This window comes from Burkholderia sp. MSMB1835, from assembly GCF_001526365.1.
Taxonomy (GTDB): Bacteria; Pseudomonadota; Gammaproteobacteria; order Burkholderiales; family Burkholderiaceae; genus Burkholderia.
In genome coordinates this window covers 83,576-105,616 of record NZ_LOYP01000059.1, presented here as the reverse complement: position 1 = coordinate 105,616, position 22,041 = coordinate 83,576, and the positions used below count along the sequence as shown (strand labels likewise).

The following is a 22,041-nucleotide window of genomic DNA, read 5'->3' as shown; positions in this document are numbered from 1 at the left end:
TCCCGGCGAGACGGGGCGTGCGCGCCACACGGCAACCGGCCGGCAGCCCGTCATTTCGCGAAGGTTCCCGGCCAGCCGACGATCCGCTTCGGGCGCGGCGGCGCGTACGTGCGGACCTTCGACGTCTTCAGCTTCAGGCGCACCAGCGACTCGGCGAGCGCGACCGCCGCCGACACGCCGTCGACCACCGGCACGCCCGTGCATTCCTCGATCTGCCGATCGAGGCCGGCCATTCCGCCGCAGCCGAGGCAGATCACTTCCGCGCGATCGTCCTGCACCGCGCGCTGCGCCTCGCCGACGATCGATTCGATCGCGCGGGCCGGATCCGCTTCCAGCTCGAGCACCGCGAGGCCGCTCGCGCGCACCGACGCGCAGCGCGCATCGAGCCCGGCGAGCTTCAGGCGATCCTCGATCAGCGGCACCGTGCGGTCGAGTGTCGTGACGACCGAGTAGCGATGGCCGAGCAGCATCGCGACGCTGGCGGCCGCTTCGGTGATGTCGACGACCGGCACCGTCAGCAGTTCCTGCAGCCCTTCGCGGCCGTGTTCGCCGTAGCCGGCCTGGATCACCGCATCGTACGGTTCGTCGTAGTTCAACACGCGATCCATCACGGCGATCGCCGCGAGGTAGCTCTCGAAGTTGCCTTCGATCGACTCCGCGCCGAAGCGCGGCGTCAGCCCGACGATCTCCGTGCCGGGCGACGCGGCGGCCTGCGCCTGCGCGGCGATCGCGTCGGTGATCGACTCGGTCGTGTTGACGTTGACTACCAGGATCCTCATCGTGACTCCGTATGCGTGTGTGTCAGTGTTGCGCGCAGGCGACCGCGATGTGTTCGCCCGAGCGCGCTTCGTAGTGCCGTTTGCGATCGGCCAGCAGCCAGTACACGCCGCCCGCGATCGCGGCGCCGAGCAGCCACGAGAACGGCGTCATCGCGCTGAAGGCCGGCACGACGGCGAGCGCGATCGAGATCAGCGCGGACGGCACGAGCGCCGCGAGCGCCTTGCGGTTCACGCCGCGCGTGTAGAAGTAGGCGCCGGTCGGCGCTTCGGTATAGAGCTCGGGCACGTTCACGCGCTGCTTGCGCACGAGCCAGTAGTCGACCGTGATGATCCCGTACAGCGGGCCGAGCAGCGCACCGAGGCCGGACAGGAAATAGACGATCACGATCGGGCTGTTGTACAGGTTCCACGGCAGGATCAGCACGGCGATCGTCGCGCTGATCAGGCCCGCGCGGCGGAACGACAGGCGGTGCGGCGCGAGGCTCGTCAGCACGAAGGCCGGTGCGACGAAGTTCGCCATGATGTTCACGGCCACCGTCACGATCAGGAACGCCAGGCAGCCGAGCACGAGGAACAGCTTGTTCGGCACCGTCGCGATGATTTCGGTCGGGCTGTGGATGATGTGGCCGTTCAGCTCGAACTGCGCGCCGGCGAGCACGAAACTGATCGTCGCGAACACGAGGATGTTGACCGGCAGCCCCCAGAAATTGCCGACGCGCACGGTCTTCGCGCTCGGCGACGAACGCGCGAAATCGCAGAAGTTGAGCACCAGCGTGCCGTAGATCGCGAGCCACAGCGAGCCGCCCGCGAAGATTTCCGTCCACATCTTCAGGCCGGTCATCGGCTTGCCGATCGACATCGCGAGATGGCCGCCGGTGCGGCTGATCATCCATGCGGCGAGCGACAGCGTCGTGACGAGGATCACCGGGCCCGCGAGCCCTTCGTACTTGCGGACCGTTTCCATCCCGTACGTGAGGATGCCGATCTGCACCAGCCAGATCGCGACGAACGTGATCCAGCCGAGCGTCGACAGCCCGAAGATCGCATTCTGGTCGAACGCGGCGAGGCCCGGCCAGATCGCGGTGAGCAGCACGCGCAGCACGACCGACGCGAGATAGGTCTGGATGCCGAACCATGCGATCGCGATCACCGCGCGAATCATCGCGGGCAGCAGCGCGCCGTAGATGCCGAAGCTCATCCGGCTGATCACCGGGAACGGCACGCCGGTTTTCTGGCCCATGTAGCCGGTGAGGTTCATGAAGCAGTACACGAGCACCGCGCCGATCGCGAGCGACGCGAGCATCTGCCAGCCCGACAGGCCGAGCGCGAACAATCCGATCGCGAACGAGTAGTTCGCGATGTTGTGCACGTCGTTGGTCCATAGCGCGAAGATGCTGTAGCGGCCCCATGTGCGGCCTTCGGCCTTGGTCGGCGCGAGATCGGGATTGTGCAGCCGCGGGCTCAGCGCGGGATCGCGCGCGGCCGTGTCGGTTCGATGCGATGCGTCGTCCGCGCCGAGCCCGAGGCCCGTGCGGTGAATGGCTTCCAGTTGCACGCCGTTGTCTCCTTCCATGTGCGGGGCGCGAAACCGTGCCGCGGATGTGCGCAGCGCGGGCCGGGCCGCCGTGGACGTTATGTCTCGGATTTGTTCGCGAGTATGGGCGGCCGCCCCGACGATGGGAAATTAAATATTCGGCTGGGCGTCATTCGAAAAATGAATGCGACGCGCGCGGCCGCGGCGGCGCGGGAAGGCACGCAAATTGCGGGTCGATGGGTTCCATCCACATCGACATCAGCGGAGGTGTCATGCAGCGATATTCATTTCGTCACGTATCGCGAGCCGTCTTCGCCGGCATCCTGATCGCGGGCCTGGCGGCAGGCGCGGGTTGCCAGAAGAAGGGAGACAACGGCGCAGCCAGTTCCGACTCGGGCGCAGCGAGCGGCATGTCGGCCGCGCCTTCGACCGCGCCCTCGGGCATGCCGAGCAGCGGGGCGGCCGGCAGCAGCGGCGATACCGGTGCAAGCATGCCGGGCGCGGCTTCCGGGCCGGCCGGCGCGAGCGGCGGCGGCTGACGCACGGTCGGGCGGGCGGCGCGCGAGCGTGCAGTCCGCCTGCGGGTGCCGTGCCGGCAGCACGCGCGCCGGATGGCGCGCGTGCGTGGCCGTGCGCATGAAAGATTTGCAAGGACCGTTGTAGCGATTTCCGGCCCGGCGGCGCTGGCGTGACGCCGGCGCCCGCAGGCCGGCCAAGGAGGTGCGATGCAGAACGCGGAATCGAACCCAACCCCGGAAAAGCAGCGGGAACAGATCGAGAAAAGCCCGGTGAAGACGCCGGCGGCCGGCGACATGCCCGACGCGGCGACCCAGGCCGCGCAGGTAGCGCGGCGTCCGCTGACGCCGGAGGCGGTTGCCGGGAAAATGCCGACCGGCCTGCCGGCGATCGACGTCGACGCGCATGCGGTGGACAGCGGCGATCCGGTACGCCGTGCCGCGGGCCGGATCGTCACGCTCGACAACGCGAACATGGCGATGACCGACAACACGGTCGACGTCGACGGCAAGGGCATGGAGGCACGCACCGGCGCGTCGGAACTGCAGGACAACGTGATCTATTCGAACGCGTCGCTCGACGAAGCGATCGATACGCCCGACGAAGGGCTCGGCGGGATCGAGAGCCGGCCGTCCGGCAACATGCCGCAGATCGCGACGCGGCCGGGCTGGCGCGTGCGCCATGTCGGCGACGTCGATATCGAGCACGGCGACGGGACGCGCGCCGAGCACGTGATCAGCCTCGAACGGTCCGACGACTGATCCCTGTATTCGATACCCAGCGGCGGCCGTTGCATGTCGCACCGGCCGCCGCGACCGTTTCCGGCCCTTACTGAGGCCCCAGCTCCTGCGCGGACGTATCGGCGTCGTTGCCCTGCGCGACGAGCACGTGGATATCGTTCGGCGTCACGTCGCCGACCCCGCCCGACGGAATCGTCAGGAGCAGCCAGTCGGCGTTGTTGCCGATGCTGACCGGCGCGGTCTTCAGGATCGGCGACTTGCTGCCGGCCGTCGTGACGATCACCTGGTAGGTGCCGCCGTTCAGGTAGACCGAATCCTGCGTCGTCGCCGGCACGGCGTTCTGGTAGGCCGCGCCCGCCATCGTCGGGCTTTGCGTGGTGATGTCGGTGCCCGGCGGCACGACGTACACGTCGACGTTCTGCGCATTCGGCGATGCGTTGAAGCTGCGCACCCGCGCCTTGTCCGACAGCAGCCCCTTGTCGTATGGATCGTCGATGACGGAGATCAGCGACGTCGTGCTCGGCAGCGCGATCGTCGTGTAGTGGTGACCGTTCGCCGCGCTGAACGATTGAGACGCGACGGTCGAGGTCGTGCCCGACACGTCGTAGCTCGCGGTCTGCGTACCCGAATCGATGTCGTGATAGCGCGTCACGCCCTTGTATGCGACGCCCGACTGGTCGACCTTCGCATTCAGGTAGTAGTCGAGGTTCGGGCCGGCCGGCACCGCGTTGATGAAGCGCGCCTGCGGCTTCGAGATGCCGAGTACGGTCCCGGCGTCGTCGCCGCCGCCGCATGCTGCGAGCACGGAAATGACCGAGCACAGGGCCACTATCGTTCGTATTGATTTCATGTCGTCCTCTCGTTCAGGAAACCTGCATTGCGATGCGGGACCGCCGCGCAAAAAGCCGCGCGGGTCGCAGCGCCGGTTGGAAGGAAGATGGCTGTCCGCCGGATGGCGGGCGCGGGGATGACGCAATCGGCGTGCCTGCGCGGCGCGAAAATCGGCGAACGGCGGCGGCGTGGTGGCGGGAAGCGCGCACGCGCCGGGAGGGCGGCGTGCGCGGAATGACGCGGGGGACGTTGGGGGCGGACCGCGCGATCGGCGCGGTTGTAAAAAGGCAGTGTTGCGCGTGCGGCGCGAGGCGTCAGCGGTTCACGAGCCGCGCCGGATAGGCGAGCGCGAGTGCGCAGCCGACCAGCATGCATGCGGCGAAACCGACCAGCCCCGCGCTTTGCGAATGAAACGTGTCGCGCAGCCAGCCGATGAAGTAGGTGCTGCCGAATCCGCCGAGGTTCGCGATCGAGCACGCGAACGCGATGCCGCCGGCGGCGGCCGAGCCCTTCAGGAACGTCGACGGCAGCGCCCACACGACCGGCATCGCGGCGGCCGCGCCGGCGTTGATCAGCGAGAACAGCAGCACCGTGCCGAGCGTTCCGTGCGACGACGAAGCCGCGATCGCCAGCGCGACGGCCGACACCATGAACGGGACGACGATATGCCAGCGGCGTTCGCGCGCGCGATCGGAGCTGGCGCCGCAGTACAGCGTGGCGAGCACGGCGGCGGCGTTGGGGATCACCATCAGCCAGCCGATGTGATACGCGTCCTTCACGCCGGTGTCGCGCAGGATCGTCGGTAGCCAGAAGCTCACCGCATACAGGCCGAGCAGCACGCACAGATCGATCAGGCCGAGCGCCCACACCTTCGGATCGGAGAAGGCCTTGCCGAGCGCGTGGCTCTTGTTGCCGGCCGGGTCGGCGTCGAGATTCGCGCGCAGCACCCGCTTCTCGTCGGCGTTCAGCCATTGCGCGGATTCGATGTCGTTGGGCAGCCAGCGCAGCACCGCGAAGCCGAGCAGCACCGACGGCAGCGCTTCGAGCAGGAACAGCCACTGCCAGCCGCCGAGCCCGTGCACGCCGTCGAATGCACGCATGATCCAGCCGGAGATCGGGCTGCCGATCATGCTCGACAGCGGCAAGCCGACCATGAACAGCGCGACGATCCGTGCACGACGCGCATCGGGATACCACTGCGTCAGGTACAGCAGCACGCCCGGCAGGAAACCGGCTTCGGCGGCGCCGAGCAGGAAGCGCACGACGTAGAACTGCATCGGCGTGTGCACGAACATCGTCGCGCCGGACAACAGGCCCCACGTGATCATGATCCGCGCGATCCACAGCTTCGCGCCGACGCGCTGCAGCACCAGATTGCTTGGGACTTCGAACAGGATGTAACCGGCGAAGAACAGGCCGGCGCCGAGGCCATACACGGTGTCGCTGAACTTCAGTGCATCGAGCATCTGGAGCTTCGCGAGCCCGATGTTGATGCGGTCGAGATAGGCCGCGAAGTAACACAGGCAGAAGAGGGTGATGAGGCGCAGCGTGACCTTGCGATAGAGAGCGCCGTGCAGCGCGTCGTCGGCGGAAACGGCGGCGCTCGGGTGTGCGGTAGACATGGGACTGCCCCTGTTCGAATGTGACGGATGAATGGGTGGCTCGATCGACGCGAGCGGACGTTCCGCTGCGCACTGGAGTCTGTATATCATGTCAAATACATAGCGTACACACTAGAAAATACCGAATCGCACAGGCATGAATCCGGCCATCGGAATGTCAACGTCAGACCCGGAAAAATCCGTGTTTTAAAAGGGGTTATGGGCGATATGAAGCATGCGATGAAAAGGCCGGGGCACGCGTGCCGGTATGCACGAAATTCGTGCGTATGCACTCAAAATTGAAGTGTGTGCACGAAAGCCGGCAGCGGTGCGCGCAGGGGCCTGCGGCAGCCGCCGCGACGGTGCGCGGCCGGCCCGGCGCGCCGACGCGACGAGCGGGCGACCGCTGCGCTCGGCGACCGTCACGCGCAACCTGCATGCGACGCTGCGAATCGTGATGCACCGCAATGACGCGATCGTTCTGTCGCCGGCCGCGCCGATTTGAGGGTGTACACTGCTTGTCTTTCATTTGCATGCGGGCGCGGGCCCGCACTCTCATGGCGTCTTCCAAGGATTCGTACGATTTTCACGATCAGGTCGGGCATCTGCTGCGCCGCGCGTATCAGCGGCACGTGTCGATTTTTCAGGAAGCGATCCCCGATTCGGATCTCACGGCCGCGCAGTTCGTGACGCTGTGCGCGGTCAAGGAACGGCAGGCGTGTTCGCTGAACGACATCGTCAAGGCGACCGCGATCGATCAGGCGACGATTCGCGGCGTCGTCGAGCGCCTGAAGACACGCGCGCTGATCGAGGTGTTGCCCGACCCGAACGACGGCCGCAAGCTGATCGTGCGCACGACCGCGGCCGGCCTCGCGCTGATCGATCGCACGGTGCCGTTCGCGCGGCAGGTGACGGAGCGCACGTACGGCACGCTCAATCCCGGCGAACGGGTCGCGCTGCAGTTCCTGCTGCGCAAGATGATGGAAGAAGACGGCGACGCGTGACGCGCGGCGCAGGCTGCCCTACGTCGCGCCCGCCGTGGCCGATGCGCGGGCCGCGTCGGCGTTCATCAGCCGGCCGGCCTCGCGCAGCGCGGCGCGCACCGTTTCGGGCGTGAACGGCGGCGCGTAGAAGCGTACGCCGGTGGCATCGAACAGCGCGTTCGCGACCGCGGCCGGGCCCGGCACCGATGCCGATTCGCCGGCGCCGAGCGGCGGTTCGCCCTGCCTCGGCATCAGCACGACATCGACGTCCGGCACTTCCGCGAACGTCAGGATCGGGTAGCTCGCCCATTCGCGCGACGCGACCTTGCCGTCGGCGAACCGCACGCGCTCCTTCAGCGTGCGGCTCAATACCTGGATCACGTTGCCGTGGATCTGGTGGCGCACGCCGTCCGGGTTGATCATCGTGCCGGTGTCCTGACCGACCGTCACACGTTCGATACGAATCTCGCCCGACACGCGATCGACGCTCAGGTCGACGATCCAGGCCGACCACGCCGCGCCGAAGCCCGGGAAGCGGCTGTGCACGTAGCGCGCATACGCGATCCCGCGGCCGTGCACGAGCCGCGATTCGTCGCGTTCGTTCGACGCGCGCGGCGTGCGCGTGGTCCATCCCGCGCGATCGGCCACCGCTTGCAGCAGCTCGGTCGCGCGCGCGTCCTGCAGGTGGCGCAGCCGGAATACGAGCGGATCGACGCCGGTCAGCGCCGCGCATTCGTCGACGAACGCATCGTGCGCGAACGAGTTCGGCAACGCCGACACGCCGCGCAGCCACGCTGCGCGCACGAGCGGTGCGAGATCCTCGCAGACGAAGCGACGATGCGGGCTCGCATACGGCGACACGGCCGTGCGGTCGCCCATCTCGAACACGCGCGGTTCGGGCGCGATCGCGCCGGTCAGCAGCGCCGCGAGCAGCGGTGCGTCGTTCGACGGGTAGCGCGTCGTGAAGTCGTAGCCGAGCAGGCGGCCGTCGCGCGTGACGGTGCCCGTCACCTGCATCGACTGGCCCGCGCCTTTCGGTTCCCACAGATGTTCGTCCGCGCGCGACAACTGCACGCGCACCGGGCGGCCGACCGCGCGCGACAGCAGCAGCGCGTCGCCGCACACGTCGTCCGCGCCGTTGCGGCCGTAGCAGCCGGCCGCTTCCATCCGCACGACGTCGACATCGGCTTCGTCGCGCGCGACGAGCGTCGCGAGGTCGTAGCGCAGCGACACGGGGTTCTGCGTGCCGGACCACACGGTGATTCGCCCGTCGCCCGGTGCGCGGTAGTCGGCGAGCGCGCACGACGGGCCGATCGAGCCGTGCATCTGGAACGGCCACGTGTAGGTACGCGACAGCGTGAGCGTGTCCGGTTCCGTTCGCGCGGCGTCGACGTCGCCTTCGTCGAGCAGCACGCGGCGTCTGGCCGGCGCGGCGGCGATCGCGGCGGCCGGCTCGTCGAGCGACGGCAGCGCGGGAAGCGGCCGCCACGTCACGCGCAACTGGCGCGCGGCGCGGATCGCCTGCTCCTCGCGCTCAGCCACCACGCCGACGAAATCGCCGATCGCGACGACGGCCACGAGCCCCGGCACGTCGGCCACCGACGCGCGATCGACGTCCACGAGCGACGTGCCGACGAACGGACCGCTGTCGTGGCCCGCGTACGGCGGCCGCACGACGCGGCCGTGCAGCATGCCCGGCACGCGCATGTCGTGCACGAACGTGAGCTGGCCGGTCGCTTTCGCGGGCAGGTCGACGCGCGGCGACGAGCGGCCGACGATCCGGTATTGGGTCGGGTCCTTCGTGCGGGTGTTCGGGTCGAGCGTCAGCGCGATCCGCTGCCCGGCGACGAGCGCGGCGAACGTCATCGCCTGTCCATCGGCTGAAATCGTTCCATCGTCGATGTCCAACTGCGCCGCGTCGACACCGAGCCGCTCGGCCGCGAGCGCCAGCAGCGCGTGACGGGCCTGCGCGGCCGCGCAGCGCAGCGGCGTCGCGGAAATCTGGATCGTCGCGCTCGCGATGGTCGGGCCCTGGTTCGGTGTCGCGGCCGTGTCGCCGAGCACCATCGTCACGCGCGCGGCCGGCACGTCGAGCTCCTCGGCGACGATCTGCGCGAGCGACGTGCGGATGCCGGTGCCGAGATCGACGTGCCCGTTGAACGCGAGGATGCGGCCGTCGTCGAGAATCGCGACGAAGATTTCGGGCAGCGCCGGCACGTAGGACGACAGGCTGCCCGGTTGACCGGGCGCCGGCTTCACGGGCGGCGCGGGCGGCCGGATCACGGTCAGGCAGCCGGTGCGCGCGAGCAGTTCGGAGCGGTTCACGGGGAGCGGTCCTGTCGAGGGGCGGCGCGGCCGGTGGGCGATCGCGTCGGGAAGCGTTCGGGCGGCGGCGCGCGTGGCGTCAATTTAGGTCGCCAAAAGCGCAGCGTCAATTGCGGGCGACACACGATGCACTCGCACTCGCGCCGCCCGCGATCCATCGCGACTCAGCGCGCGCGGGCCTGGACGGCGTCGATCGCCGCGATCGCATCGTCGAGCGGCATCACGGCCGCATATTTCTGCTGCATGTCGAACAGGTTCGCGTCGTGCGGCGCGATCGCGCGATCGCCGACGCAATCGGCGAGCACGAGCGGGCGGAACCCGTGCGACATCGCATCGACGACGCTCGCGCGCACGCAGCCGCTCGTCACGGCGCCCGCGACGAGCAGCGTCTGCACCGCGCGCTGCGCGAGCCACGGCGCGAGCTGCGTGCCGAAGAACGCGGACGGCACGGTCTTGCGCACGACGAGTTCGCCCGGCGCGGGCGTGAGTTCGGGCACGATCGCGCTGTTCGGATGATGCTCGGTCAGCGTCGCCATGCCGGGCACTTTCAGCGAGAACACGTTGTCGTCGCTGCCGTCGTCCGCGTAGACGATGCGGCTGTGCGCGACCGGCCAGTCGCGTTCGCGCGCGAGCGCGAGCGCATGCGTCGTGCGCGCGATCGCCGGCGCGATGTTGCCGCCGCCGAACGTCGCGGGATCGGCGAAGCCGACCACGAAATCGACGATCAGCAGGCCGAGGTTGCCGTGCGGCGGCAGCGGCGTGCCGAAGCCCTGCTGGCGATACACGCTCGCTTCGGCGTGACGGGAAAGATCGTTCATGGTGTCGGGCACTCGTCGGTCAGGCGGGTTGATCGGTCACGCGGCCGTCGCGCACGACGGTTTCGCCGTCGAGCTCGACCGTGCAGCGGCGCAGCGGGATGTCGATGTGGCAGGTGGTCGTGCGGTTGCCGCCGCCTTCGTTGTTCGGGCCGAGCGAGAACAGGAAGTTGCCTTCGAACGCGCGCGCATCCATCCCGATCGTCGCCTCGCGGTCGTACAGCCCGAGCGTCGACCAGCGTGCGCGCGGCTGCAGCCCCCAGCCGATGTGCGAGATCGCATAGCCTTCGGGGTCGGCGAACGTTTCCATGTAGTCGCGCAGCAGGTCGGCGTCGACGCCGCCTTCGATGCGCGTCGCGTAGCCGCCCTCGACGGTCAGCGCGATCGGCTCGCGCACGTAGTGCTTCTGCGGCAGCAGGATGTCGCCGCGATCGATCACGATCGTGCCGCGTGCGGTGCGATCGTTCGGGTAAGTCAGCGCGAAGCCGCTCGGCCAGTGGTCCCAGCGGCCCGGCGTGTCGACGAAGCCGTACTCGGCGGTCGGCGGAAACTCGCCGAGCGGGCATACGAGCGCGGTGCCGGCCGCCGAGCTCACGCGCATCTCGCGCGCGGCCGCGATCTTCTTCGATGCGGCGAGTACGCGCGTGCGGTCGGCCAGGGTCGGCACCATCCGCACGAGCACTTCGGGCGGCTCGACCGCGAGCAGGATCTTCGTGCCCGATTTCAGGATGTCGTGTTGCTCCGGCGAGAACAGCAGCGTCATCAGGTCGAGCACGAGATCGCTCTCGCGCAGCGCGGCGATCGCGGCCTTGTTGCCGGTCAGCGGCGTCGTGCCGAGGTAGGCGAGCGGATCCCGGCTGAACGCCTTGTCGCCGTTGACGGGCGGCAGGTCGAGCCGGTTGACGATCGCACCCAGCGATTGCGTCGCGATCAGCGCGCACGACAGCGTCTGCGGGTGGGTGGCCGCGCTCGTCAGGATCGTGACGGTCTGGCCCGGTTCGAGGCGCGACAACGTGAGGACCTGCTTCCACGCGTCGATCAGTTGGGTGTCGCTGACTGGCATCGTCGGCTCCGGTAAAGGCGTGAAGGAAATGGGCGGGCGCCGCGCACTCAGGCCGCGAGCGGTGCGCCGAGGAAATCGCCGAACGCCGCGTAGAAGCCCGCCGCGTTGTCCCATGGGATCATGTGGCCGGCATCGGGCACGCGCACGTGCCGCATCGACGGCGTCGCGCGCTGCAGTTCGGCGACGTCGTCGTCGCGCACCACGTCGCCGCGCTCGGCCGTGATCAGCAGCGACGGCACGGCCAGTTGTGCGGCATCCGCGTGGAAATCGTCGGTGTGGAAGCCTTCGTACGACGTGCGCACCGCGCGCTCGTCGCAGGTATGCAGCCATTCGGCGCGCAACCGCAGTTCGGCATCGGTCCAGGTCGGGCAGAACGCGCGCATGCCTTCGGCGTCCGTGCCGGCGCGCGCAAGCGCCATCGAGTCGATGTACCACGGCAGCTTGCCCGGATAGTCGCGGCGGTTCGGGCCCGACACGGGTGGGTCGACGAGCACGACCGACGCGAGCCCGCGGATGCCGCGCCGGGCCGCGCGCGCGGCGATCCGCGCGCCCATCGAATGGCCGACGAGGCTCGTGCGCGGCAAGTCGAGCGCGGCGACGAACGCCGCAACGTCGTCCGCCTGCGCATCGAGGCTGTAGTCGAGCGCCGGCGATGCTTCCGACAGCCCGCGGCCGCGCACGTCGAGCACGTAGGTGTCGAACGCCGCGCCGAAGGTTTCGCCGACGAAGCCCCAGGTGATCGCGGGGCTCGTGATGCCGGGAATCAGCACGATCGCCGGGCGCGATGCGCGCGCGCCGGTCGCGCCGCCGTAGCGCAGGTAGTGCTGGCGGATGCCGTTGGCGCGGACGTTCGCGCCGTACAGGAAAGTCGAGGGCATGGGGGTCTCCGAAGTGGCGGCGGCACTCAGTACGCGCCCGACAGCAGCGCGCCGGCGCCGGGCACGACCGGTTCGAGATCGAGTTCGCGCAGCATCGCGTAGGTGGTCGCGATCGCGGCGGTGATCACCGGCTTGCCCGTCATCGCCTCGACCTTCGCGACGGCCGGCAGCGACGGCATCTGCACGCACGCGGACAGCACGATCGCATCGGCATCCCGGTACGGCAGCGTCTTCACGATATCGGGCAGGCGTGCCGGATCGTGGCGACCGACGTCGAGGTTGTCGGGGATTTCCAGCGCGCGGTAGGCGAGCACGTCGAAGCCTTCGTTGCGGATATAGTCGACCACCAGTTCGGTGAGCGGCAGCATGTACGGCGCGACGACGACGATCCGCTTCGCGCCGATCACCTTCAGCGCGTCGACGAGCGCACCCGCGCTCGTCAGCACCGGCGCCTGCGCGCCGTTGTCGGCCGTGTGCTTCGTGAGGCGCGCCTGCGACACGCGGTGGTAGCCGTGCCCCATCGCCATGATCGCGACGAGGCACGCGTAGCCGAGCACGTCGACGCGCGCATCGCTCAGTTCCACCGCGCAGCGGTCGGATTCGGCATCCATCGCCGCGAGCTCTTCCTTGACGACCTTCTTCATCCGCATCCGGCTCGAGTGATACGTGAAGCGCTCGGGACGGATTGCTTCGCGCAGCCGCAGCATCGCGGGAATCTCGGTTTCCATCGTCGTGTTGGAACTCGGCACGATCTGGCCGATGCGGTAGGTCTTGCTCATGACGGGAGGCTCCGTGTCGGTAAGGGTGGGGCGGCTCGCGGGCGCGGGATCGCCGGATGTTGGGCAAAGTCTAGTGTGTACATTTGAAAATGGCAATGGATCAAAATGCCGTCCGGCATGGATTGATCGTTCTGGTGCGCGTGTTTTCGACGATTTATTGGTGTTTTCCCGAATGGAGTGGCGTCGATCAATAATCCGCTTGTCCTGAATAAATTGAGTGTGTACGCTACATAAACGCCATTCAATCCGCCCGTCCTCGCGCCGCGTTCGGCCACGGGCCCACGATCAGGAGATCCGCATGAGCAAACCCCGTATCGCAATCATCGGCGCCGGCCTCGGCGGCACGGCCGCTGCGGCGCTGCTGCAGCGCGGCGGTTACGACGTCGCGCTGTACGAGCAGGCGCCCGCGTTCTCGCGTCTCGGCGCGGGCATCCATCTCGGTCCGAACGTGATGAAGATCATGCGGCGCATCGGCTGCGAGGACGCGCTGGAAGCGATGGGTTCGCATCCGGATTGCTGGTACAGCCGCGACTGGCGGACGGCCGACGTGCTGTCGCGGATTCCGCTCGGCGATTACGCGCGCAAGACCTACGGCGCGAGCTACCTGACCGTGCATCGCGGCGATTTCCACGCGCTGATGACGCAGGCGGTGACGCCCGGCACGATCCGCTTCGGCAAGCGGCTCGCGGCGGTGGAGGACACCGGCAGCGAGGTGCGCCTCACGTTTGCCGACGGCAGCGTCGAGACGGCCGACATCGCGATCGGCGCGGACGGCGTGAACTCGCGGCTCCGCGAGCATCTGCTCGGCGCGGAACCGCCGCGCTACACCGGTTATGTCGCGCACCGCGCGGTGTTCCCCGCGTCGCTGCTCGGCAACAAGCCGTACGACATGTGCGTGAAGTGGTGGTCGGAGGATCGCCACATGATGGTCTATTACGTGACCGAGAAGCGCGACGAGTACTACTACGTGACCGGGGTGCCGCAGGCCGAGTGGCCGGAAGGCGTGTCGATGGTCGACAGCAGCCGCGACGAGATGCGCGAGGCGTTCGCCGGTTTCCATCCCGACATCCAGCACCTGATCGACGTATCGCCGTCGATCACCAAATGGCCGCTGCTCGAGCGCGATCCGCTGCCGCTGTGGAGCCGCGGCCGTCTCGTGCTGCTCGGCGACGCGTGCCATCCGATGAAGCCGCACATGGCGCAGGGCGCGGCGATGGCGATCGAGGACGCCGCGATGCTCGCGCGCTGTCTCGACGAAGTCGGCGTCGGCGACCATGCGGGCGCGTTCGCGCTGTACGAGGCGAACCGCGCGGCGCGTGCGTCGAAGGTGCAGCTCGTGTCGCACAACAACACGTGGCTGCGCACCGACGAGGATCCGTCGTGGGTGTTCGGGTACGACGTGTTCGACGTGCCGCTCGAAGCGCCGTCGCGCGGCAACGTGGCGGCCGCGGCCTGACGCGCGGCGCCGGTGCCGGTCGGCACTGGGCAGCCGTTTCGCCGGCGCGGGCATCGATGCGTCGCAACGCGCGCATTTCGGCGTGTTATATGTCAGGCGCGCCGGCGGGCGCCAGCCGGCGGTCGTGTCCGCCGCCGGCCGACTCCGGCCCGCACGCCGTATTCCGGATCCATTCATGTCCCATCCCGCTTCTCCGTCGCGGCCGCTGGCGTTTCGCGTGAACGGCACGCCGCATACCTTCGCCGACGCCGCGCCCGACGCGCCGCTGCTGCTGGTCCTGCGCAACGATTGCGCGCTCAACGGCCCGAAATACGGCTGCGGGCTCGGCCAGTGCGGCGCGTGCACGGTGCTCGTCGACGGGCAGGCCACGCGTTCGTGCGTGGTGCCGGCCGCCGCCGCGCACGGACGCGACGTCACGACGCTGGAAGGACTCGGGTCGTGCGACGCGCCGCATCCGATCCAGCGCGCGTTCATCGACGAGCAGGCCGCGCAATGCGGTTATTGCCTGAACGGAATGATCATGAGCACGAAGGCGCTGCTCGAGCGCAACCCGACACCCGACGATGCGGCGATCCGGGATGCATTGCGCTTCAACCTGTGCCGCTGCGGCACGCATCTGGAGATCATCCGCGCGGTGCGTCGCGCCGCACGCTATTTGCGAGGCGGCGATGAAGCATGATGCGGATCTGCACGCGGCGCCGGCGCGCGTGACGGAACCGGCGCCGCACGATGAAGCGGCCGCCGACGCATCGCGCTCGCACCGCGCGCGCTACGCGTGGCCGCTCGGCGATGCGCACACGCATGCCTCGTTCGAGATCGAAACCCGGACCGCGCCCGACGGCCGGATGACGGCCTGGCGCTATCGCGCGCAGGCGCTCGACACAGGCGCGGGCGATCCTCGCGCGGCGGAGGAACGCGCCGATCCCGGCTCCGCATCGCCATTCGTGTACCGGCACGCGCAGACGTCGATCGAGCTGGCCGATGCAGATGGCGCGATTCCCGGTCACGCGCACGTCTTTGCCCGCGAATCCTTCGTCGACGAACTCGCGGGCGCATTGCGGCGCGATCCGGTCGCGTTGCGGTTGCAGCATCTCGACGCCGCGCGGGATGCGGGCCCGCGCGAAACGATCCGGATGGTCAGCGAACGCGCCGCGTGGGGCGTGCCGCTTACGGCGCGGGCGAACGCGGCGTCGCGCGTCGGCGGCCGCGGTTTCGCATTCGACGGCGAGCGTGCCGACGCGCGCACCGCCGCGTCCGGCGACGATGGCGGCCACGAATCGCGCTGGTCCGCGTGGGTCGTCGATCTCGAGGTCGATTGCGCGACGGGCGACGTCTCGGTGCGGCGCGTCGTGGCCGGGCAGGGTGCCGGCGAGCCGGGCGACGCGTCGATGGCGGGCCTGCCGGCGTGGCAGATCGAGGCCGCGATATCGCGCGTGATGGGGGCACGGTTGTCCGCGCGGCCCGCATACGACGAGACCGATGCCGACGCGCGGCCCGACGCGTTCGCGCACGAGCTGGTTGCAGTCGATGCAGCCGCGCATCGCGCACACGGCGACCTGTCCGCATACGACGCGCGGCGAATCGAACAGGCGGCCGCGCCGGCCGCGGCCGCGATCGCCAACGCGCTGTACGACGCGACCGGCGTGCGTTTTCGTGCGCCGCCGTTCGACGCCGCGCACATTCGCGCCGCGCTCGCGCAACCGGCGCCGGCCGATGTGGATGCCGATGCCGGCGACCGGCCGCGGCCAGCCGCGCGCCGCGCATCGCGCTGGCGCCGCTGGCTGGCAGGCGGCGGCGTGGGCGGCGGGCTGATCGGGCTCGCGTGCGCGATCCTGCCGGGCCCGGCGCCGATCGCGCCTGTTGCGCCGGGCGGCGCGGACGGCGCGATGTGGAGCGCGGCGACGCTCGAACGCGGCCGCCAGATCGCGCTCGCCGGCGACTGCGCGGTGTGCCACACGGCGCCGGGCGGCGCGACCAACGCGGGCGGGCTCGCGCTCGATACGCCGTTCGGCACGATCTACACGACGAATCTCACGCCCGATCCGGAAACCGGCATCGGCACGTGGTCGTATCCGGCGTTCGCCCGCGCGATGCGCGAAGGCATCTCGCGCGACGGCTCGCACCTGTATCCGGCGTTCCCGTACACCGCATTCGCGAAGCTGAGCGAGCCCGATCTGCTCGCGCTCTATGCGTACCTGATGTCGCAGCCGGCGGTGAAGCACGAGCCGCCGAAGACGAAGCTGCCGTTCCCGCTCGACCGGCGGCGTCTCGTGGCCGGCTGGAACTGGCTGTTTCACGATGCGCGGCCATTTGCGCCGGACCCGGCGCGCTCGGCGACGTGGAATCGCGGCAAGTATCTGGTCGACGGCGCCGGGCACTGCGGCGCCTGCCACACGCCGCGCAACGCGCTCGGTGCGGAGAAGGGCGGCCTTGCCTACCTGGCGGGCGGCGAGGCGGAAGGATGGGTCGCGCCGCCGCTCGTCGCGTCGCCGGCTTCGCCCGTACCGTGGACCGAAGGCGCGCTGTTCGACTATCTGCGCACGGGGTTCTCGGCGCAGCACGGCGTCGCGGCCGGGCCGATGGCGCCCGTCGTCGCGGGGCTCGCGGCGCTGCCCGAGTCCGACGTGCGGGCGATCGCGCATTATCTGGCGTCGCTGTCGCCGCCCGTCGATGCGGCAGTCGCCGCGGACGCGGCCAGCCGCCACGCGCGCGGCGCGGAAACGATCGCGACGCTCGGCCTCGAGAACGGCCGTCGCGCGTTCGACGCGGCGTGCGCGGTCTGTCACGCGGAGTCGGGCGGCGTCGGGCATTTCGGCGTGCGGCCGCTGATGGGGCTCAACACGAGCGTCAGCCAGGCGACGCCGGACAACCTGCTGCGCGTGCTGCACCACGGGATCGACCAGCCGGCCACCGACGGGCTCGGCTACATGCCGGGCTTCGGCGATGCGTTCGACGACCATCAGATGGCCGAGCTTGCCGCCTACATTCGCGCCCGCTACGCGCCGGGGCAGCCGGCGTGGCGAAACCTCGCTGAAGCGTCCGCGAAAATCCGGCAGGCGGGGGCGCATTGACCGTCGCGCCGGCGTGAGCGCCCCGGCCGGCGGACGCGCCGGGCGAAATGACCTGCCTGACGAAAACGAGAGTCGACGACGGCTGTAAATCTTGCCTGATTCGGCCATCGTTTAACCATTCGAAACAATGTGTTCACCGAAAGGGGCATGATCTCCGGCGATCGAGCAGGCATACTGTCGCCTATGTTGCTCAATGCACGTCGCCCGATGTGCGCTTGCCCTCCATGTCCATTCCAGTCTCTTTTCGAACCTTGCGATGGTTGACCATTGCGGCTGCTGCATGCTTGCTCGCCGCGTGTTCGACTGCTTCCGACGTGACCGCGACGTCGAACCCGAACGTGTTCACCGTGACGACGCACACGGTCGGCGTGTCGACGACGTGGGCCGACGCCCACGAGAAGGCCGTCAGCGAAGCCACCAACTACTGCACGCAGCGCGGGATGCGCGCGAGCATGAAGCAGGAATCGCTGACCGGCGGCCGCCGCATCGACGCACGCTCCGAACTCGCGTTCGAGTGCCATCCGACCTTCGAGACGGCGTCGAACCCGCGCGGTTGACCGAGCGGCGGCGCCGTTGCGCCGCCCGCGCAGGACACGCCGCCCCCGTTTTCCTTCCCCCGCATGCAAACCGACCCGCGACGCCATTCGGGCGCATCGCGGGTCGGCGCACGTCCGGCGGCGGCCGGGCGGGTCAGGCCGGCTGTGCCTCGTACAGCTTCACGCACGCGGAGAAGTCGAGCGTGCCGAGCCCCTGCTGGCTCATCGACTGATACAGCTGCTGCGCGAGCGCGCCCATCCAGACCGGCTGATGCGCGCTGCGCGCGGCTTCGGCGGCGAGCCCGAGATCCTTCAGCATCAGGTTCGCCGCGAAGCCGCCCGCATAGCCGCGCGCGGCCGGCGCCGTGTCGCTCACGCCCGGATACGGGTTGTACGCGTCCGAACTCCAGCAGCGGCCGGTCGACGTGTTGATGATGCCGGCCAGCACGGCCGGCTCGATGCCGAGCGCGGCGCCCAGCGCCATCGCTTCCGCGACGCCCATCATCGAGACCCCGAGCAGCAGGTTGTTGCAGATCTTCGCGATCTGCCCGGTGCCGATGCCGCCGCAGTGCACGACGTTCTTGCCCATGTCCAGCAGCACCGGGCGGATGCGCTCGAACAGCGTACCGTCCGCGCCGACCATGAAGGTCAGCGTGCCGGCCTGCGCGCCGCCGGTGCCGCCCGACACGGGCGCGTCGGCGAGCGGGAAGTCGCGCTGCGCGGCGGCTTCGGCCACCGCGCGCACGGTGCCGGGATCGATCGTGCTGCAGTCGACGAACGTCGCGCCCGGGCGCGCGCCGGCGAGCACGCCGTCGTCGCCGAGGTAGACGGCGCGCACGTGCTGCGCCGCCGGCAGCATCGTGATCACGACGGCGCCGCGCGCGGCCGCGTCGCGCGGCGAGCCGGCCGCCGTCGCGCCGGCGCGCACCGCGGCGTCGACCGCGTGCGCGTCGAGGTCGAACACCGTCAGCGCGTGGCCGGCCTTGAGCAGGTTGGCGGCCATGGGGCCGCCCATGTTGCCGAGTCCGATGAATGCAATGTCCATGTCGAGGTTCCCCGTGCGTTGCATCAGCGCAGCGCGATCGTCGTGTTCACGCCGCCGGCCGTCGCGTCGTCGTCGAACCAGCGCGCGGTGACCGTCTTGGTCTGCGTGTAGAACTGCACGACCTGCTTGCCGTACGGGCCGAGATCGCCGAGCTTCGAGCCGCGCGAGCCGGTGAAGCTGAAATAGGGCACCGGCACCGGAATCGGGATGTTGATGCCGACCTGGCCGACGTCGATCTCGCTCTGGAACTTGCGCGCCGCCGCGCCGCTCTGCGTGAACAGGCCCACGCCGTTGCCCATCGGATTCGCGTTGACGAGCGCGATCGCGTCGTCGAGCGTGTCGGCCTCGAGCACCACCACCACCGGCCCGAAGATTTCTTCGGTGTAGATCGACATGTCGGTCGTCACGCCCGAGAAGATCGTCGGGCCGACGAAGTTGCCGTGCTCGTAGCCGGGCACCTTCACGTCGCGGCCGTCGAGCAGCAGCGTCGCGCCTGCCTTCACGCCCGCGTCGATCAGCGACAGGATGCGTTCCTTCGCCGCCTTCGACACGACCGGGCCGACGTCGGTGCCGGCTTCGGCGCCCGCGTTGACCTTCAGCGCCTTCGCCTTGTCGACGAGATCGGGCAGCCAGTCGCGGGCCTTGCCGACCAGCACGACGACCGACGTCGCCATGCAGCGCTGGCCGGCCGCGCCGAAGCCCGCGCCGACGAGCGCGTTGATCGTCTGTTCGCGGTGCGCGTCGGGCAGCACGACCGCGTGATTCTTCGCGCCCATCATCGACTGCACGCGCTTGCCGTGCTGGCTGCCGAGGTTGTACACGTGCGTGCCGACGCGCGTCGAGCCGACGAACGAGATCGCCTTGATGTCCGGGTGCGTGCACAGGCGGTCGACCACCGTCTTGCCGCCGTGCACGACGTTCAGCACGCCTTGCGGCACGCCGGCCTCGATCGCGAGTTCGACGAGTTGCATGGTCGACAGCGGGTCCTGCTCCGACGGCTTCAGCACGAACGTGTTGCCGCATACGATCGCCATCGGGAACATCCACAGCGGGATCATCCCGGGGAAATTGAACGGCGTGATGCCCGCGCACACGCCGATCGGCTGGCGCAGCGTGTAGGTGTCGACGCCGCCCGCGACGTTCTCCGCGAATTCGCCTTGCTGCAGCGTGCCGATCGAGCATGCGTGCTCGACCACTTCGAGGCCGCGGAAGATGTCGCCCTGCGCATCGGGCAGCGTCTTGCCTTGTTCGGCCGTCAACGTATGCGCGATCCGTTCGAGATTGCGGCGCACCAGATCCTGGAACTTCAGCATGATGCGCAGCCGCGCGCCGATCGGCGTCGTCTTCCACGTCTGGAACGCGCGCTGCGCGGACGCGATCGCGGCATCGACCTCGTCGAGCGTCGCATACGGCACGCGGCCGATGACTGCCTGCGTCGCGGGGTTGACGATGTCGCCCCATTCGGCGCTTTGCGAATCGACGAACGCGCCGTCGATCAGCAGCTTGGCGGTGGGCAGGGCGAGGGTGGTCTGGGGAACTGCGGCGTTCATGGAACTCTCCGGGAATCGGTGGTGCGAAGAAAAAGGGGGGCCTGCGTCCGCCGCGCGTGCGGCCACGGCGGACGGCAGGTTGAACTGAAATCGACTGAATGCGGGCGGGGTGCTATGCGCGCGCCGGTCGCATCAACGAGGTACAGACGAGCGCGAACACGCCGAAGCCGACGAGGTACGCGATCACGTAGTGCGGCTGGCCGCCGCCGGCCTTGAGCAGCGACGTCGCGATCATCGGCGCGAAGCCGCCGCCGATCACACCGGCCAGCTGCACCGACAGCGAAATGCCGCTATAGCGGATTTCCGCCGGAAACTGCTGCGCGAACAGCAGCGATTCCGGCGCATAGAGGATCGGGAACACGACGCCGAGGCCGAGCACGATCGCCCACCATGCGTACGACGTCTGCTGCGTGCCGAGCATCATGAAGAACGGCGCGGCGAACGCGCACATCAGCACGAGGCCGAGCGCGAACATCCGGCGCTGGCCGATGCGGTCGCTCAGATGCCCGCACAGCGGCATCGTGACGAGCGACAGCACCGCGCCGGCCGTGATCGCATGCAGCATCTCGGCTTTGGGCAAATGCAGTTGCTGCGTCGCGTAAGCGAGCGCGAACGTGACGACCATGTAGAACCAGGTGTTCTCGGCGGCGCGCGCGCCGACGATCGTCAGCACTTCGCGCGGATGGCGGCGCAGCGCGGCCGTCACCGGCGATTTCTCGGCCTTGCCCTGGCGCTGCATCTTCTCGAAGTCGGGCGACTCCGGCACCTTCGCGCGGATGAACCAGCCGAGGCCGACGAGCGCGATGCTCGCGAGGAACGGCACGCGCCAGCCCCACGACAGCATGTCGGCCTCCGGCAGCGCGGCCACCGCGGCCATCGCCGTCGACGACAGGATCAGGCCGAGCCCGACGCCGGTCTGCGGCAGGCTGCCGAACAGCCCCTTGCGGCCCTTCGGCGCGTGCTCGACGGCCATCAGCACCGCGCCGCCCCATTCGCCGCCGACGGCCATCCCCTGCAGGAAGCGCATCGCGATCAGCAGCGCGGCGGCCCAGTAGCCGATGCGGTCGTACGACGGGATCAGTCCGATGATCATGCTCGGCACGCCCATCAGCAGCAGCGTGATCATCAGCATCGACTTGCGGCCGATGCGGTCGCCGAAGTGGCCGAACACGATGCCGCCCATCGGCCGCCCGATGAAGCCGACCGCGAACGTGCCGAACGCGGCGAGCGTGCCGACGACCGGGTCCAGCGACGGGAAGAAGATGCGGTTGAACACGAGCGCGGCGGCCGTGCCGTAGAGGAAGAAGTCGTACCACTCGATCGTCGTGCCGGCCATGCTGGCCCAGCCGGCCAGCAGGTAGTGCTTCGCGGTGCGCTCGGGGGCCGGCGTCGCGACTGCCGCATGCTCGTCGAGGGTGGATCGGGTCTGCATGGTGTCTCCGTGGTAGTTGCCGCGGCTCGTGGTCCGCAGGTCACGGTCGAGTATAGTTATGCGCAGATTCACGATGTACCGATAAAGAAACCGGTTGGATGTGCATT

At 69.2% G+C, this 22,041-nt stretch carries 19 protein-coding genes; 6 read left to right on the top strand and 13 right to left on the bottom strand.

What is annotated here, in order from left to right:
- Positions 1-50: 50 nt before the first annotated feature.
- From WS96_RS29870 to WS96_RS29860, 3 genes are all read right to left on the bottom strand, one after another.
- On the bottom strand, positions 51-779 hold the full coding sequence (locus WS96_RS29870; RefSeq protein WP_059837454.1) for an aspartate/glutamate racemase family protein: 729 nt from the start codon (positions 777-779) through the stop codon (positions 51-53).
- A gap of 22 nt (positions 780-801) precedes the next feature.
- The gene (locus WS96_RS29865; protein WP_059837453.1) at positions 802-2,352 is read right to left on the bottom strand and encodes an NCS1 family nucleobase:cation symporter-1; all 1,551 of its coding nucleotides are present in this window, start codon (positions 2,350-2,352) and stop codon (positions 802-804) included.
- A gap of 253 nt (positions 2,353-2,605) precedes the next feature.
- The gene (locus WS96_RS29860; RefSeq protein ID WP_230624801.1) at positions 2,606-2,857 is read right to left on the bottom strand and encodes a hypothetical protein; all 252 of its coding nucleotides are present in this window, start codon (positions 2,855-2,857) and stop codon (positions 2,606-2,608) included.
- Between the two features lie 181 nt (positions 2,858-3,038).
- Between WS96_RS29860 and WS96_RS29855 the strand changes: the two genes are divergently transcribed.
- Positions 3,039-3,590, top strand: coding sequence for a DUF3005 domain-containing protein (locus WS96_RS29855; RefSeq protein WP_059837452.1), 552 nt, complete (start codon positions 3,039-3,041; stop codon positions 3,588-3,590).
- Between the two features lie 67 nt (positions 3,591-3,657).
- On the opposite strand, the gene WS96_RS29850 is transcribed toward WS96_RS29855, so the two are convergent.
- Positions 3,658-4,419, bottom strand: a complete 762-nt coding sequence (locus WS96_RS29850; RefSeq protein WP_059837451.1) for a DUF4397 domain-containing protein — start codon at positions 4,417-4,419, stop codon at positions 3,658-3,660.
- Between the two features lie 295 nt (positions 4,420-4,714).
- A complete protein-coding gene (locus tag WS96_RS29845) occupies positions 4,715-6,022 on the bottom strand; it encodes an MFS transporter (RefSeq protein ID WP_059837450.1) in 1,308 nt (435 codons plus the stop codon).
- A 536-nt stretch (positions 6,023-6,558) separates the two neighbouring features.
- Here WS96_RS29845 and WS96_RS29840 point away from each other — a divergent pair.
- Entirely contained in the window at positions 6,559-7,005 is a 447-nt protein-coding gene (locus WS96_RS29840; protein ID WP_034205115.1) for a MarR family winged helix-turn-helix transcriptional regulator, read from the top strand.
- Between the two features lie 18 nt (positions 7,006-7,023).
- Here WS96_RS29840 and WS96_RS29835 read toward each other — a convergent pair whose 3' ends face one another.
- From WS96_RS29835 to WS96_RS29815, 5 genes are all read right to left on the bottom strand, one after another.
- A complete protein-coding gene (locus tag WS96_RS29835; RefSeq protein WP_059837449.1) occupies positions 7,024-9,309 on the bottom strand; it encodes a xanthine dehydrogenase family protein molybdopterin-binding subunit in 2,286 nt (761 codons plus the stop codon).
- A gap of 164 nt (positions 9,310-9,473) precedes the next feature.
- Positions 9,474-10,127 carry an isochorismatase family protein gene (locus WS96_RS29830; RefSeq protein WP_059837448.1) on the bottom strand — a complete coding sequence of 218 codons (654 nt, stop codon included), beginning with the start codon at positions 10,125-10,127 and terminating at the stop codon, positions 9,474-9,476.
- A 19-nt stretch (positions 10,128-10,146) separates the two neighbouring features.
- Positions 10,147-11,187 (bottom strand): hypothetical protein, encoded by a 1,041-nt coding sequence (locus WS96_RS29825; RefSeq protein ID WP_059837447.1) that lies wholly within the window; start codon positions 11,185-11,187, stop codon positions 10,147-10,149.
- A gap of 47 nt (positions 11,188-11,234) precedes the next feature.
- Positions 11,235-12,065 carry an alpha/beta fold hydrolase gene (locus tag WS96_RS29820; RefSeq protein WP_059837446.1) on the bottom strand — a complete coding sequence of 277 codons (831 nt, stop codon included), beginning with the start codon at positions 12,063-12,065 and terminating at the stop codon, positions 11,235-11,237.
- Between the two features lie 26 nt (positions 12,066-12,091).
- On the bottom strand, positions 12,092-12,844 hold the full coding sequence (locus WS96_RS29815) for a maleate cis-trans isomerase family protein (RefSeq protein ID WP_059792080.1): 753 nt from the start codon (positions 12,842-12,844) through the stop codon (positions 12,092-12,094).
- A 298-nt stretch (positions 12,845-13,142) separates the two neighbouring features.
- Here WS96_RS29815 and WS96_RS29810 point away from each other — a divergent pair, with 298 nt between their 5' ends.
- From WS96_RS29810 to WS96_RS29795, 4 genes are all read left to right on the top strand, one after another.
- Positions 13,143-14,300, top strand: coding sequence for an FAD-dependent monooxygenase (locus tag WS96_RS29810; RefSeq protein WP_059837445.1), 1,158 nt, complete (start codon positions 13,143-13,145; stop codon positions 14,298-14,300).
- 175 nt (positions 14,301-14,475) lie between these two features.
- Positions 14,476-14,979 carry a (2Fe-2S)-binding protein gene (locus WS96_RS29805; protein ID WP_059783902.1) on the top strand — a complete coding sequence of 168 codons (504 nt, stop codon included), beginning with the start codon at positions 14,476-14,478 and terminating at the stop codon, positions 14,977-14,979.
- Positions 14,969-17,371 carry a c-type cytochrome gene (locus tag WS96_RS29800; RefSeq protein ID WP_059837444.1) on the top strand — a complete coding sequence of 801 codons (2,403 nt, stop codon included), beginning with the start codon at positions 14,969-14,971 and terminating at the stop codon, positions 17,369-17,371. Before WS96_RS29805 ends, WS96_RS29800 begins: the two co-directional genes overlap by 11 nt.
- A gap of 224 nt (positions 17,372-17,595) precedes the next feature.
- Positions 17,596-17,928, top strand: coding sequence for a hypothetical protein (locus WS96_RS29795; protein ID WP_059837443.1), 333 nt, complete (start codon positions 17,596-17,598; stop codon positions 17,926-17,928).
- A gap of 133 nt (positions 17,929-18,061) precedes the next feature.
- Here the strand turns inward: WS96_RS29795 and mmsB are convergent, their stop codons facing one another.
- The 3 genes from mmsB to WS96_RS29780 all read right to left on the bottom strand — a co-directional run bounded on the left by mmsB (position 18,062) and on the right by WS96_RS29780 (position 21,934).
- On the bottom strand, positions 18,062-18,952 hold the full coding sequence (gene mmsB, locus WS96_RS29790) for a 3-hydroxyisobutyrate dehydrogenase (RefSeq protein ID WP_059837842.1): 891 nt from the start codon (positions 18,950-18,952) through the stop codon (positions 18,062-18,064).
- A gap of 23 nt (positions 18,953-18,975) precedes the next feature.
- Positions 18,976-20,502 (bottom strand): CoA-acylating methylmalonate-semialdehyde dehydrogenase, encoded by a 1,527-nt coding sequence (locus tag WS96_RS29785; RefSeq protein ID WP_059837442.1) that lies wholly within the window; start codon positions 20,500-20,502, stop codon positions 18,976-18,978.
- 112 nt (positions 20,503-20,614) lie between these two features.
- Positions 20,615-21,934: an MFS transporter gene (locus tag WS96_RS29780; protein ID WP_059837441.1), complete on the bottom strand. Its 1,320-nt coding sequence runs from the start codon at positions 21,932-21,934 to the stop codon at positions 20,615-20,617.
- Positions 21,935-22,041 lie beyond the last annotated feature (107 nt).